The following is a 15,447-nucleotide window of genomic DNA, read 5'->3' as shown; positions in this document are numbered from 1 at the left end:
CTTACAGATCTCCTGTATGGAACTTATACGCCCCCGAATGGATAGACGTTACGGCATAATGCTTTCCTTGCTCGCTTACCTGCTTGTAATCGACTTTCTGCCCGTTCTCATATAGATCATTACCAGATGAGAGGAGCGGAATCTTGACTAGTGCCGTTGTATTTGGAGGGATGCTTACGCTGAGTCTGGATCCAGCTTCGTCGTAAGAGAAATGAACGTCAATCAGCCCTCTTGCTGATTGATAACTGCCTTTGATATCTTGGACGGAATCCAGATATAGAGGAGAAATGTTTATTTCTTTGTAAGCATCTGCAATTGAAGAAATGCCTAGAAGCTCTCTATATAACCATTCCAAGATATGGCCCATCATATCATGATTACGGGATCTTGCATTGTCCGTCCAAAACTCCGGCAAGGCCGTCTCGCCTTTCTCCACGAAGCGGATATAACTTGGATGCTCAGGCTGCATCATCATATCGAAGATGATATCATTGCGTTTCATACCTGCGAGAGCATGGAATAAATAACGAAGTCCGATCTCTCCCGATTTAAATTGCCTCCCTGCTGCGGCATTCAGCAGCGACGCTTCTACATCAGAACGATAGTTTTCGTCCACCAGTTCAAAAGATAACGGGATTGCCTGAATCACTTGGTTGAGCGGATCAAACTCTCCATTCCGTCTGCAGTAAGCATAACGGCCTTCATCCGGTATCCAGCGCAATAGCTTGGCGTTATACACCACTTTTACCCGTTCCGCTTCTGACGCATAATGCGCGGCATCGTGATCCAGACCGAGCATAGTCGCAAAATGCGACAATCGTTTGTAGCACTCATAATAAAACGCCGTCTCGACGTTTTCGATATAATCCCCGCCGCTTTGAGGCATGATTCCCCAATCGCCAAGCCCGTGGTTAATGAGTCCGCCTTCTACTTCTTTGCTCTTCAGATAACGCATGTATGCCTTCATGGCAGGATACGCTTCTACCATTGCCGTTCGATTGCCATACCATTTCAACAATAATTCGGGTACGAGAATAATAGCGCTTCCCCATGCGATAGAATCACGAAATCCTTCACTAAATTTGGAGTATTCCGGCGCAATATCGGGAATTAAGCCCTCTTCCGTCTGAGCTTCGATCATGTCTCGTGTTATTTTTAGCCACAGGGCTTCAACATCTTTGACAAACATAATGGAAGGCCCCATCAGACTTGCCGTTTCAATCCAGCCCAGTTTCTCGATAGTAGGACAATCCGAATGCACGCTTTGCAGATTGCTCTCGATCGCCTTAATAATAATCTGAGCCAGCTTGTTAATACGAGGATCATCGGTTTCGAAATGCCCCGCATCCATTGAAGCCGACGTCACAAAATGCCCTTTCACATCATGAATGAATGGTTTGGATGTGTTCGACTCATCACGCGTACATCCCTCGATTTGCACCCATCTCGCGCCATAACAAGAGAAGTCGGGTTTCCATACTTCCACTTCTCCGCTTCCGGCAAGCGTATATTCCGAATATGTGACAATATCCCACGGTGTAGCTACTGTAGCGTCTTCATTCCGAAGCTCACCAGGCTTGATTGTGACCTTGCTCCCCGCAGGACCGCTGACATAAATCTCGAACATGCCCGACATATTTTGACCTAGATCAAAAACATAAACTTGATCCTTTGGCTCCTCAATCTTGATCGTATCGTAGGTGGTCTTCACTGTAATCGGGGGCTGGTTTTGACTTACTAGCTTTCCTTTAGGTGGCGTGAGTATCTTGGGAATTTCCCACGATGAATCGTCATAGGAAAGATCATACCATCCTGCTGGATAAAGCCTTGCGTCGAAGTTCTCGGAACCATAAACATTAGCGAGTGTAGTCGCGCTTTCTCTAACTCTCCAATTCTCGCATTCCGTTCGTACATGTTGCATGGAACCGTCCTCATATTCGATATGCCATTCGCCTATTGCAAGCAACTCGGAACCATAAGACTCATAACCTTTATCGAGGGTATAGAAATGCCGGTCTCCGGCATCCCCCAAATAAAAGCCGTTGCCAACCGATAAACCGATTACATTGTTGCCATCACGTATATGGTTCGTTACATCAAAACATACGTATTGTACGGATTTATTATAGTTCGTCCAGCCCGGATCCATCTCGCCCGGTCCGACTTTCTCGCCGTTCATATAGAGTTTAAAATGACCAAGGCCCGACACAAGCGCATAAGCACGCTTAACCTTTCCTTTGGCCGCAAATCTCATGCGGGCATAGAAGGGCTTGGCCCCTCCATCTCCAACCCATTTTGCCTTCCAAGCTTCCTCATATAAATACCCCGTAAACAAGGATATCGGATCGCTCCAGCTCATCTCTCCGTGCTGATTCCAGACGGCGACGCTCCAATAATAAGTCGTTACACTTTTCAAAGGCTGCCCTTGGTAGCCGATGCCGAATTGCTCGGAAGAATACACTTTCCCGCTGTCCCAAAGTAAATCTTCGCAACGTTCGAGAGATACTTCCCGTTCAGCGAAGATGATTCGGTAATGGGATTGGCATTGATCCCGCTCCTCGCTATCCAGTTGCCATCCGAATAAAGGAACACCTGTATCTATACCAAAGGGGGAGTAATAATTATTGATCCTTAATCGCACCGGTTTCAACGCTTCTCCACCTTTTTAATAAGCTTTATCGGTTCAATTAGTCCGTAGGGAACTCCCTTGTATTCGGGCGTATACCCATCTTCGTTGGGATGGAAGGACCACCAATCCATCCAATTTGGAGCGTCATCCAGATCGTGAAGCGGACCAAACAAATTCCGAGGACTTCCAATAACTTCGATAACAATTTGACTCAATTTTCTATCCTTCAAGCAATGATCCAAATCCACCGATGATTCGCATCTCCAAGGAATCGTCTTGCACGCTTCTCCGTTCACCTTCACGTCGAGCAGAACAGCTTCATACTTGCCGAGCTCCAGCTTGTATCCATTTCCAATTACAGCATCGTTATCGATTTCAAAACAATAGTTCATACTGCCGCAATAATAAGGATATCCTTGCTCGCGCCAGTCGCCGTACGACAGCATGCTAGGCTCGCGAGTGATTCTACGATTGTGATCCACCGCGAAATCGCCGATGATATAACCATTTTCGAGCTCCATATCATGGCAATAAGCAATTTGAACATCAAGAGTATTAATGCCTTCTCGCAAATCCAATAATTTAATCTTTTTCATGCAAATATCCATGTAGTAGCCTTCTGGCGATGCTTGTATGCGCCTGCCGTTTAGTTCGAACACGAAACGATCTGCATCTTCGAAAACCAAGAAGATATCTGTCGCAGGGATGTCCGTTACCACGAAAGTAAACCGGAGTTCAACCGCCGATTGATCGGAAGGATGCTCCTCATGAATCCACATATACCTTTGCAGATTGCCATTATGGAAGACTTGACGCATGCCGAGGCGTTCACGGATGATGCGCTGAGCTCTCCATACCTCCATCGCCTCCGACCACTCTCCGTCGTCCATACGGAATTGACATTGATCCAGAATAAAGGCGTTAGGTGCGGATCGTTGGAATGCGACAGGTGCGAGCTCCGCAACGAATTGATCACCCGTGGTTGATTTCTCAGCAAGACCATCGACCGCATCTGTTTCATTATTGGTCTGAACGAAGGAGTCGCTCGTCAAGACGTATAACCTGGACTGGGCAGGGCCAAATGTCTCGCGGAATATGACCGAATCGCCTTCTGAATCAGTGAACCGTCTAGTAACCTTTCCCGTCCAAGCATCCCATTCTTCCAAGCGTTGTCCGCCCGAGATTCGAATTTCTACTTGATGAGTATGATGACGGTCATTATTCACAATAAAAACGACCGATCCATCATTGACTTGCCGATGCATGTGCAGGAAGTGTTCGGATTCGTTGCCCGACATATCCGTAATGGCAACTCCTCGGGACACCGTTTTCATCACATACGACTCAAGTTCACCTGCATTCTGCAAACGAATAAGATTTTTATGATTCAAAAACGCGTCCAGCCGATGACAATTGAATGTTGTTCCATCTAGTAAATAAGGGATTTCCCCGAACGAAACAACCTTCCCTCCGCTGCTCATATAGGCAAGCAGCAATTCAAGTGTGGAAGACATGAGATTGTGAAGAGACGGCAACACAACTAAATGATATTGCGCCTCACCGACATGCATAGCTCCTCTCACAGCCGCGGCGAAGTCCTTCATGATTAGCTCATCGCCTAAATCGAAATCAATGTGCAATTCGACCAAACGGTTTACGAATGCATTAAACGAACGATCATATTCGGCAAGTATAGATTCATTTCCAGCACTATTTTTCCACGATGCCGCATTCACGCTTTGCCCTAACCTTGACCATACAGATGTAGCTGGATGAATAACAAGTACGTTTCGAGTTAGCTTCCCTTCACTCAGTACGGCGCTAAGTCTGGCGTAATAATCTTCCATGCTTTTATTATGATTCCACCAATTCGTGTGATAGTTAAAAGAAGGGGGATAATCGCGTTTACGACAGCCTCTGAGCGAGTACCAAGATAAATGGTGCGTCAACAAATTAATACCTAAGGCAAATTGCCAATCTCCTATCCACCTGCGGTTCTCGAAAGTTAAGTCCCAGCCGGTTACGCCATAGGTTTCGGTAATGACCTGCTTCTTGCCCAGCTGGTTCGCAACGCTAGATACTTGCTTCAGAGTCAGATGCTCGTCCGTTTTTTCGCATAAAGTATCGATCCCGGGTATATCTAGATACCGATAATGGGACATAACCGATCCGCTGTGCAATGCCTGACCGACGATACTCCCTTCAGAATGAAAATGTCCGGTAAATTGAAGACCGTGCTCCCTGCACCAATCCCCAATTTGTTTAGTAAACGACTCGCTAAATGTTTCTGTAACGGTTAGCCAATAATCGTAACGAATCTGCGAAGAAGCCGCTCCCCGGAAAAACAGGAACGGGAGGAGCTCCCATATCGAATAACCTCTTCTCCTTTCGAACTCCTCGGCTAATACATCACTCCATGCAATCCAAGTTAGATCAGGTTCTTCCAAACGCTCGGAAAAACCTTTAACCGTAGGTTCATCCGTAAATATCCCTGGAATTGTTTTTCCAAATTCTTCTCCTACTGCTTTTCTATATGGTTCATAATTCGTTTCGATAAATAATCTAACCGTTTCCGGATTCATGAGATCCGTATAGCTGTCACCGTGTGTCCAATCATTTTTTTTAGCAATCCTTACACGGAATAAGAGATACACTTCATTGCTTTGCGTAAGTTCTTCCCTGACTTGTTTAACGGTTACTCGACTAAAATGAGTGAGATCATCTCCATTGATGTTGGCACGGTAAGCAGCTAGGATCGATTGATCTTCATGGTCAAAATTTCGGCTTATCGTCAGAGTCAGCGCCTTTGCGCGAACCGCATCCCCGCCTAATTTCGCAACCATTCCTCCGGCCATGCCGGAGGAATATCGGTCCTCATCATATAACCAGGCTGTCATTTCCGACTCCTTTGCTTTGGCGACACTATCCTTGATTCGGTCCATAAATAGTTCGCTCATGTAAGGGGTCTCTAAACCTTCGCGCACGTGCATCATAAATCCGCCCATGCCTTGTTCTTTGAAACCATCAATCTGACGATTCAATTCCTCTTGCTTTAACTCATCATTCCAAGCCCAGAAAGGAACTCCTCTATATTGATTTCCAGGCTGCTCAAAAGATTGCTTTAATTTCTCTCGATTCATTAGACACCTCACCCTTTCACGCTTCCTAGTACGATTCCTTTAACAAAATACTTTTGCAGAAATGGATAGATACACAATACAGGCAGCATGGAGACAAACAGCTGAGCAGCCATGACGGTTCGATTCGAAATATTGGCGATAAGCGATAAATCGTTTGCGTTCATATTGGTTAAATCTCTAGAAACAATAACGGTTCGCAAATAGGTTTGTAGAGGATAATTGCTAGGCGAGTTCATATATATCATGCCGTCAAACCAAGAATTCCAATGAAAGATGATTGTAAACAAAGCTATAGTCGCCAATGACGGCATAGAGATTGGTAAATAAATACTCCATAACGTTCTCCAAGCTCCGGCTCCGTCCATCTGCGCCGATTCATCAAGCTCATGCGGCTGTGTACGAAAGAAATTCAGCATCAGTACAACATTGAATACATTAACCGCCGAGGGTAGGACAAGCGCCCAAATGGAGTCCATAAGCCCCGTTTCTTTGACCACCATAAAGGTCGGTATTAAGCCGCCGTTAAAGATCATCGTCACAACAAAAAACCACGAGTATGCCGTTCTTGATCTGAACTTCAATTGGGATTTGGAAAGCGGGTAAGCAGCTAGAACCGTAAGTGTCAAGCTTATTGAAACGCCGAGAAAAAGCCTTTGAAACGATACGCCTACCGTGTTCATGAATACATTGTTGCTGAAAATGTACTTGTAAGAATCCAGGTTAAATCCGATCGGCCACACCGTAACCCAACCAGCGGTTACAGCGGCATTGCTGCTGAGCGACATCGCGGCCATATGAGCAATGGGAAACAAACAGGTTAATGAAAATAGGGCAAGGAAAATATAGTTGGCGTATATAAACAATTTACGAGAAAACGTACGTCTTTCAATCATTCTGAATACCTCCTTATGTGACAATGATTAAAAAATCCGATAATTCGCGAGCCTGTAGGCTAGCAGGTAGGAGGTGCAGATAAAGACAAAAGATACAAACGACTTGAAAAGTCCAACAGCCGTTGCTACGCCATACTGCATCTGTTCCATTCCAATCCGGTAAACGTAAGTGTCCAGAATATCAGCACTAGAATAGACTTGAGGACTATATAAATTGAATACCTGATCAAATCCCGCATTCAAAATATTTCCAAGACTCAACACGCTCAGCAACACGATAATCGGTCTCATGCCGGGCAACGTAATATGCCACATTTGTTTCATATGACCCGCACCGTCTAATGAGGCCGCTTCGTACAACGATTTATCGATGCTTAGAATGGCAGCCAAATACACGATCGTATCAAAGCCAAGTTCTTTCCAAATGTGTGAAGCCACTAATATAAAACGAAACCATGGGCCCTCGCCAAGAAAATAAATCGGTTCAATTCCCAGAAACGCAAGAAAATTGTTTACGATGCCTCCTGATGGTGACAAAATATCAATCAGAATACCGGATAAGATAATCCATGAAAGAAAGTAAGGCATATAAACGACGGTTTGAACGGTACGCTTGAATAGCACATTTTTGACTTCATTTAGTAGAATCGCCAAGCCAAGCGGAAATACGATACCCACTATCATTTTCAAAAAAGAGATTAATAAAGTGTTCCCTATAACCTGCATCGTATTGGGCATTCCAAATACATATTTGAAATTATCAAGGCCAATCCACTCCGACCCAAACCAGCCATTAGATGGGATAAAATCCTGAAAAGAGATTACGATGCCAACGATCGGACCGTAGCTATATATGAGAACCAAGATGACCGCCGGCAGCAGCATCAAATGATAAGCGCCTGTAGACAACCGACGTTTGTGGGTTCCTTTCAACTCCATCGACATGCACACTCCATCCCTATGTTTATATAGAAGAAGGAGGAATGACCGAGGTCCTCCTCCTCCACTGTTACTTATCGATACTTCAATTACTTCGCTGCATCCCAGTCATTAACTTCCTTCGTTACCTCTTCAAGACCCAACTGGTTCAATTGGCTAACGAATTTCTCAAAGTTATTAACCGAATCCGATCCCATAATCACTTTTGTGTAATACTCTATAACCGCTTGTTCAATCGTTTTGAGACGATTTTTCATGACGTCAGTCGAAGCCCCATAGAACTCGTCCATTTTGAATAAATTGTTGGTTACATACTCATTCATGGATTTGAAAGAACCGGTTTCGCCGAATACCTTCTCGAATTGGGCATTGGCGTTGTCTCCGTCTTTATATTTTTGAATATTGTCATAATATCCCTTTTCCTCTGCATTAAGCTTGGAAGTATCTCCTGCTTTGAACGCTTCTTTAAGCTTAAGATGCGCTTGGAGATTTTTTTGCGCTTTCCATGCTTTCGCCACCGTCCAGTGATGTCCTGGAGCCGGAGCAGGACCTAGAAATTTGTCATACTCTTCTTGCGGCGTATCCCCGTAATTCAGCTCTGTCCAGAAATTAATCAGCTTCATAATGGCTTCTGGGTGCTCGTAACCGCTGCGCATCACATAGTAGTTCTCCACATTCAGCTTGATTTGAGGATTGGCTGGCTGATCGTCTTTGGAAACAATCGGATTTGCCAACCAATTGGAATCCGGGAAGTTATCCTTTGTTTGCTGAAGCGGAAACATCCCGTTCCACATTGCGCCGATATTGAAACCAACTCGTCCTGCAGCAGCCAACTCGGCTGCTTTATTTGAATCCTTAGCTGCAAAATCTTTCTCGATTAACCCTTCTGTATAAAGTTTATTTAGATAGGATAGAGCGTCTTTCACCTCAGGTAATGCACTGCCGTAAACAAGCTTGCCATCTTCTCCGCGGACCCAAGTTTTCGGATATGCATCAAATGCATTGAATAAACCAATTGCTTCTGCCAAGCCCGGCGATAAAAAATCTTTGTTCAGCATCAGACCAACGGTATCGTCTTTTCCATTGCCGTCAGGATCCTGTTCTACAACTGCTTTGATAGCAGTATAAAGTTCATCTGTCGTTTTTGGAGCTGGAAGTCCAAGCTTATCCAGCCAGTCTTGCCTAGCCCATAGGAAGGAGGCGCCGTCGATTGCCGAATTCGTTCCCGGAATCGCAATGAGCTTTCCTCCGAAGGTAGCGGACTCCAGGGCCGAATTGCCTTCCTCCGTAATAATTCCCTTTGTTAATGATGTCGCGTAGTTTTCATACACTTCTGATAAATCGGTATACAGATTCGTTCTGGACAATGTAGCAAGTTGTTCCGTACTAACGCCGATAAGATCAGGAATATCACCAGACGCAATGGCAACGCTCATTTTTTGTTTACCTGCGTCAGTACCCTTCGTGTACCAAAGAGGCTTGATTATAATGCCCAGTTCATCCCGATAGGCTTTAATCCATACGCTATTTTCCCATTTTTCTTCTGTAAAATCGTCAGCCATTGCATCCCCGATCGCCACCCCAACGGTTAATTCGATGGGCGGATCAAACTTAGCCATAGGATCAATAGGAGTATTCGTCTCCGTACTGACGCTATTATTGCCCCCATTATTTGTTGTCTGGTTTGCATTGTTCGTGCTGCATCCCGCCAGTAGAGCGATACTCAGCGTAACTGCGGATACCATTGTAAACACTTTCTGTTTTCTGTAGTTCATGCTTGCTCCCCCATTCAGTCCTGATTGCTTACAAGATAATCATACTTTTCTGCGCAACGGAAAACGATTTCAAATTTCCGATTATCCTTGTATTATTCCGACTTCCATGCATGGTCGTCGTGAATATGCAATTCCAACTCAAGGTTTAGGTTGTTCGAAACTCTTGTGGGGTTTGTCCCGTTTCCTTCTTAAAAAAACGGCTAAAATAACCCGCCGATGTAAATCCTAGCGTCTTAGCAATGTCTTGAACTAGCATACGCGGATCGGAAAGCATTTCCTTAGCTTTTTGAACCTTCAACGCCGCGATGTATTCGGTTATTGTTAGGCCTTTCGATTGTTTGAACATTCTTGATAGATAATCTGGATTCAAATAAACTTGTTCAGCAAGTTTTGTTACCGAAAGGTCCCCATCTAAATGGTCAACGATATATTGAATGATTGTACCTAATACATCCACCCGCATCTTCGAGGACTGTTCTGCGTGATAATGATGAAATAAATTAACGATATGTTGAAGCAAATCAAGCCCTTCCTTGCGAGAATGAAATGAAGAAGGCTGTAAAAGCTTGATAAGATGCGGAGCAGCCGTAGAATCACGGTCTAAACCTATTTTGTTTGCTGATGATAACATCCGAAGCGCTACCGAATAATACAACTCCAGGTACCTCATCTCATCAATGGCTTCCCATTCTGTAAATGAGGCAAGTTCAGTGAGAATCATCTGAACCTCATCTTTGCGTCCTGATTCAATATAAGTATCTAGCGCATTTGCACGTTTATGGAATACTTCTATGAAACCACGCACATCGTCTTCGTATTGCTTCACTTTCGACTGCACGTTCTTATCCGTTACAATAATTTGTTTGGCATCAAAATAGCGTGACAAAAAGGCCTTAAGCACGATAAACTGTTTGGCCACATCATTCCATTCGATTGCTTTTTCGGTAAGAGCGAACGAGAACGTATATCCTGTGGATTTTTCCACTGTCTGTTGAATCGTTTCTATTGAGCCGTGCAAGAAAGTCATTAGCCCCTCTAGCGTCTGAAATGAGTTATCGCGATCTTGAATGAATATAACGTAATACTCCCGACTGTAGCTAACATCCGTAAACTTTAGATAAGGCGATAATAAACGAACATTAACGGAATGCAGTGCCGTGAATAGGAGATCCTTTTCTGGAAGACGCATCTTCGAGCTGGCTAAATCCATCCTGGCTATTGCCATAGCAATTGGGCTATCCATAGAGAGTCTAATACCTAGCCCTTCCAGCGTTAGCTGATTAAATTCTGACTGCGACAACATGCCATCCAACAAGTCAGATAGATAAATGGCTCGATGGTGTGCGACTTGTTCCCTTTGTATTTCGCGTGCTTGCTTAATTAGCATTCCCATCTTCTGTTGTTCGTCAAGCAAGGCTATCGATTTGCGAACGACCTCAAGGATCGCCTCGTCACCCTCGGATTTCAAGACATAGTTTTCCGCACCTTGCTTAATTGCATGGTGGATGTAATTAAATTCATCAAAGCCGGTTAAAAATATTAATTTGCACTCCGGCCAACTTTGCTTAACCCGATCACCGAGCTCTAACCCTGACATCTTAGGCATTTTAATATCAGTCAACAGGATGTCGAAACGTTTTTCGGACATGGTTTTTAAGGCTTCCAATGCAGTCGAAGCCTTATATAGCTCAAGTCTGTGTCCTTCCATCTCCAAAAATAATTCATACAAGCCGTCCAGAATCAACTTCTCATCATCCACGATTAGCATTCGATACATCCGCAGTCACCGCTTTCGGATTTATGATTAACTCTATTTTGACGCCGCCTAGTGCGCTTCTGCCAACCTTTATCCCACTCTCCGGGCCATATTTGTAACGGAGCCTTTTGTGGACATTCAGAATACCTGTAATTTCTTGCGTAATCTGTTTATTCTGCTCGTCCATTACTAGAGCAGAAAGCCTTTCTAATCCTTCTTCGCTATTCTCCCCGTTATCTTCGACGACAATGACTAACCTTTCATGTTCCGGTACATCCACAAACGTCACTCTGAGAATGCCGCCTTCCAGAACATTCTCTAATCCATGAACAAATGCATTCTCCACTAATGGCTGAATAATTAGTCGAGGCACTGAATATGGCTTAAGACTTGCCGGTAATTCTTCAAATTCAACGGAAACACGGTCTGAGAATCTTGCTAACTGAAGCATGACGTAGTTACGTGCATGAGCGACTTCATTTTCGAGCGGTACCGTATCTCTCGAATTACGAGTAATGAACTGAAAATATTTAGCCAACTGATTGGTAAAGTTCACGGCTTCATCATCTTTTTCCATCTTAATGAGACGAATGATGCTGAATAGGCAATTATAAAGAAAATGTGGATTGATCTGCGACTGTAATTGTTTTAGCTCTGCATTCTGCAAATGAATTCGCTGGTTGTAAACTTCATCTATCGAAATTTTCAAATTAATCAGCATCTCATTGAAACGTTCATATATATAGCCGAATTCGTCTTCTTTATCATGCCGGATATTCAGCTCTAAATTGCCTTCCTCGATTCGTTTAAATGCTCTTACAAGCTTGACCATAGGTTTATTAATAATTTTGTTGATATAATACAGATATAAGGCGACCATCAGGATGGTCATGCAGAAAAACAACCAGAACCATTTGTAATACTCCGAAATCGTTTTAAACATAGTTGGTTTATATAAGTAATGGTCTACGTATAAGCTGCTATCCATAAGACTCGAATGTGTGAAAATATAGGTTTGATCAAGTTTGGCGGGAGGCTGTCTAACTGTCGCTTGTTTAGATGGCAACGATCGTCCGTAATGTTTCCTAATCGGCTCTTCCAACTTCTCATCATTGATTATGTACATATTTTCAGCATTCGTACCCAATCCCAAAATCAGTGCTCCTGAATAGTCCTTTTTTAACGCCGCTTGAAAACCACGCTGAATCTCGCTCGGACGCAATTCCATTTCAATTATTATGTTTGGGATGGTGTCAAACTCGCTTTCCAATGGATAGGCCACGATGAGCAGTTTATTATTATAACTGATAACATTATAAGGATCATGAAGCTTCGCAACTGGTACGTCCTCATCTTTCAAATACCCATACCCATCGACCGCCGAAATTTCCACTTTAATTCCAGGAAGGTACAGACGAGTGTCAACGATTAATTCACTGCTATTACGCATGGAGACAAGCTTGGACCGCAAGAAGTGAATAAGTTCTATTCGACGATATGGCTCAAGAATGTCGTATGTATTAACTAACTTATTCAGATAGTTATCATTGAGCATATCGTACTGAAGCGAGTTAAAACGGCTAATCGTATCATTTAGCTCCCTTAAATAATTCTCGGACTGAGTTTCAGCTGAGTCCATAATATCCTGGCGAAGTAGATTTGATGCCCAGCTGTATAAGATGCCGGCAAGGATATATATGGGTATCGTTGCAATAATAAAGGCAATGATTAGCCGCTTGTAAACCGAAGATTGCCAAACTTTTCGTGAAAGCTTCATCTCAGTCTCCTTTCCAACTTACAATGTAATATTTCATTATACCCATCACTTAATATGTGTAACAATGAGACAATTCCGACTTCACTTTCACATTTCCGATATCCGTCTAGCCCCTTACTATTAAAGATTCGCGCAAAAAAACTACTGAGAGAACTCAGTAGTCAGGCTGTTTGAAATCCCTCATTTTTTATGTCTGCCACAACCATACCTAAACGGCCTTTAGTCCGATGGAATACAGAACTAAGGCCGCTTAATTGATTTTTATTTATTGTTCTGTCTGCTTGACGAAGTGCAGTTCACTACTACAAGGGTTGCTCCCTCATCGTTTATAGCTATCCTTGCTCTTTCAACAAAACTTCATATTGCTCCTGCCATTCTTGCTTCACTTCAGTCCAGTGCCCACGTTTCTCAAGGGCATCGCGGAAAGCCAACCAGGTTGCTTCGAACTGCTCGTCGCTTTTGGACATAATGAATTTCGCTCTATACTCTTTGCGAATGTTTTCGAGCTCAGGCAAGTATTTCTCCAGCAGACCGCCTGTCTTCGCTTTAACCAAGTCATAGGTTTGCGTGCTGCGCACGGCGCCCATCTGTCCTACCGCTGCCGTGAATTCCGACGTTTTCTCGTTTCCGACTTTATCGCCTGTGCCGTAATTCCACCACGGATACCAGTCGTTATTGTAGGAAGAAATCATATACAGCTCTGGCGTTACTTTCGCTTTCTGTGCAGGCTCGCCAGAATTACGCGCTTTATCATATTCTGCATCAATATAATTCCATCGTCCTAGCGGCTGATCGATCCAACCCCAGTACTTTCCTTCCGGGCCTTCGTTAATGACTTGCTGCTGTTCCGCTCCAGGCTTAAGCGAGTAATCAAGAAACTTCAAAACCGCCTCTACATTTTTGGAATCTTTGCTAATGTAGACGTCATATCCTGGATACGGATTGATGACCGTGTTCGCGCCAAGCTTCTCGACGCCCTCTACCTTAGGGAATGGAACGACTTGATAGAACCAGCCTGGCTCAGTCGGGCCGTCCAGCGTCTCCCAGATCGAATTATCCACATTAAAGAAGGAGCCTACGTTCATGGCTACGCGTCCTGCTTTGTTTTTCTCTTTGTAGCGTTCCTTTTTATCGGTTACGACCTCTGGGTCCACCAGATTGGAACGATACATTTTATTCATCCATTGATAAGCCACTTTATACTGTGGGTCGTCATACAAGAGGACAAGGTCGTCACCCTTCTTCTCTGCCGGGATAATGCCGCCTCCCGTCGTTACGCCAAACGTACTTAAAACAGCGTTTTCATCATTCCAAGTTGCCGTATCGTTAGGATCCATTAAGAAGCTAAGTGGAATTAGCGGCTTGCCCGATGCGTCTTTTTGCTCAGCGGCTTTTTTCAAGTACGCTTCAACGCCTTCAATCGTAGCCAAATCCGCTGTGGTCATTCCCGCTTTCTCAAGCACGTCCGTACGGACAAGCCATGTTTGCGATGCCCAGCCCGGCCATGGATTATCTGGATTTTGATCGAACCAGGTTGGAATGGACCAAATATGCCCATCCGCATCCTTCATTTGATCCAAGTATTCCTTAGGAATCGCTGCAAGGTTGGGATATTGATCAGGCATATCGAAATATGGCTCGACTGACATAATTTTATTGGAGCGAATCATTGCTGCTTTCACGATTTCACTGCGGTTGAACACCGCTGCATCTTCGAAGCCGCCCGTATTCAGCTTCAAGTTAAGTGCCGTAACGGCGTCACCTTGCGTAGCTTCAAGCACAACCTCAATGCCCGGCTCTGCTTCTTTCCAATTCTTTTGGACAAGGCTATCATTATTAACCGTTGCCGACCAGCCTAACCATAGATTGAATTTCTGTGAACCTTTTGTCGTTTCCGTACCGCCATGTGCCGCATTCGTGCTTTTCGGATCATTTTTGGATGCGTTGGAACCTGAACATCCTGCGACCACAGAAAGCAATACGACCGCCGACATAGCCATTAAACCGGTCTTCTTTACCCATTTGCTCTGCATGCTTCTTTTCTCCCCTTTTCGCTTGACTAAATAATGGTATGTGATGAAGCCCAATACCCTCAAGTAACAGCGGCTCTTAACCTTTGACGGAGCCGATCAATACGCCCTTCACGAAATACTTCTGAAGGAACGGATACACACATAGAATCGGAATCGCGCTTACCATGACGGTTGCCATTTTGACCGACATGAGCGTCACGTTCTGCATTTGCGACCCTCTGGCTAGTGCTTCCTGATTCGAGTTCGAGCCCAGGATGGCTGACATATCCTGTGCCGACAATAACTGCTGCAGAAACGTTTGTACCGGAATGAGATCCTGTTTGGTGACATAGAAAGCTCCGGCGAACCAATCATTCCAATGGCCGACTGCGGTGAACAATCCGATTGCCGCAAGCATCGGCTTCGACAGTGGAACGATGATTTGGAGCAATACGCGGAAAGGTCCTGCACCGTCCAGCTCCGCCGACTCGACAAGCGCCTCCGGAATGCCCTGAATGAACTTCAG

At 44.4% G+C, this 15,447-nt stretch carries 9 protein-coding genes; all 9 read right to left on the bottom strand.

Annotated elements, in window-relative coordinates; translation table 11 throughout:
* Position 1 precedes the first annotated feature (1 nt).
* Complete coding sequence (locus tag FHS16_RS28890; protein WP_312891118.1) at positions 2–2,641, bottom strand: family 78 glycoside hydrolase catalytic domain; 2,640 nt, start codon at positions 2,639–2,641, stop codon at positions 2–4.
* Between the two features lie 5 nt (positions 2,642–2,646).
* The gene (locus tag FHS16_RS28885; protein WP_183570797.1) at positions 2,647–5,769 is read right to left on the bottom strand and encodes a glycosyl hydrolase; all 3,123 of its coding nucleotides are present in this window, start codon (positions 5,767–5,769) and stop codon (positions 2,647–2,649) included.
* An 8-nt stretch (positions 5,770–5,777) separates the two neighbouring features.
* A complete protein-coding gene (locus FHS16_RS28880) occupies positions 5,778–6,662 on the bottom strand; it encodes a carbohydrate ABC transporter permease (RefSeq protein ID WP_183570795.1) in 885 nt (294 codons plus the stop codon).
* Positions 6,663–6,689: 27 nt separating this feature from the next.
* Entirely contained in the window at positions 6,690–7,607 is a 918-nt protein-coding gene (locus FHS16_RS28875) for an ABC transporter permease (RefSeq protein WP_376769716.1), read from the bottom strand.
* Between the two features lie 83 nt (positions 7,608–7,690).
* Complete coding sequence (locus tag FHS16_RS28870) at positions 7,691–9,376, bottom strand: type 2 periplasmic-binding domain-containing protein (RefSeq protein WP_183570793.1); 1,686 nt, start codon at positions 9,374–9,376, stop codon at positions 7,691–7,693.
* Positions 9,377–9,521: 145 nt separating this feature from the next.
* Positions 9,522–11,144 (bottom strand): response regulator, encoded by a 1,623-nt coding sequence (locus FHS16_RS28865; RefSeq protein ID WP_183570791.1) that lies wholly within the window; start codon positions 11,142–11,144, stop codon positions 9,522–9,524.
* Positions 11,128–12,909, bottom strand: a complete 1,782-nt coding sequence (locus FHS16_RS28860; protein ID WP_183570789.1) for a sensor histidine kinase — start codon at positions 12,907–12,909, stop codon at positions 11,128–11,130. Before FHS16_RS28860 ends, FHS16_RS28865 begins: the two co-directional genes overlap by 17 nt.
* A gap of 332 nt (positions 12,910–13,241) precedes the next feature.
* The gene (locus tag FHS16_RS28855; protein ID WP_183570787.1) at positions 13,242–14,942 is read right to left on the bottom strand and encodes a type 2 periplasmic-binding domain-containing protein; all 1,701 of its coding nucleotides are present in this window, start codon (positions 14,940–14,942) and stop codon (positions 13,242–13,244) included.
* A gap of 76 nt (positions 14,943–15,018) precedes the next feature.
* On the bottom strand, positions 15,019–15,447 hold a 429-nt coding region (locus FHS16_RS28850), incomplete at its 5' end, for a carbohydrate ABC transporter permease (RefSeq protein WP_183570785.1).

This window comes from Paenibacillus endophyticus (genome assembly GCF_014192395.1).
Taxonomy (GTDB): Bacteria; Bacillota; Bacilli; order Paenibacillales; family Paenibacillaceae; genus Pristimantibacillus; species Pristimantibacillus endophyticus.
Note: the sequence above shows the minus strand (reverse complement) of the source record. Positions and strands in the feature narration are given on the sequence as shown.

Coding starts and splice junctions, on each gene's coding strand:
- FHS16_RS28885 (WP_183570797.1), bottom strand. CDS start 5,769: ATGAATCGAGAGAAATTAAAGCAATCTTTTGAGCAGCCTGGAAATCAA.
- FHS16_RS28880 (WP_183570795.1), bottom strand. CDS start 6,662: ATGATTGAAAGACGTACGTTTTCTCGTAAATTGTTTATATACGCCAAC.
- FHS16_RS28875 (WP_376769716.1), bottom strand. CDS start 7,607: ATGTCGATGGAGTTGAAAGGAACCCACAAACGTCGGTTGTCTACAGGC.
- FHS16_RS28870 (WP_183570793.1), bottom strand. CDS start 9,376: ATGAACTACAGAAAACAGAAAGTGTTTACAATGGTATCCGCAGTTACG.
- FHS16_RS28865 (WP_183570791.1), bottom strand. CDS start 11,144: ATGCTAATCGTGGATGATGAGAAGTTGATTCTGGACGGCTTGTATGAA.
- FHS16_RS28860 (WP_183570789.1), bottom strand. CDS start 12,909: ATGAAGCTTTCACGAAAAGTTTGGCAATCTTCGGTTTACAAGCGGCTA.
- FHS16_RS28855 (WP_183570787.1), bottom strand. CDS start 14,942: ATGCAGAGCAAATGGGTAAAGAAGACCGGTTTAATGGCTATGTCGGCG.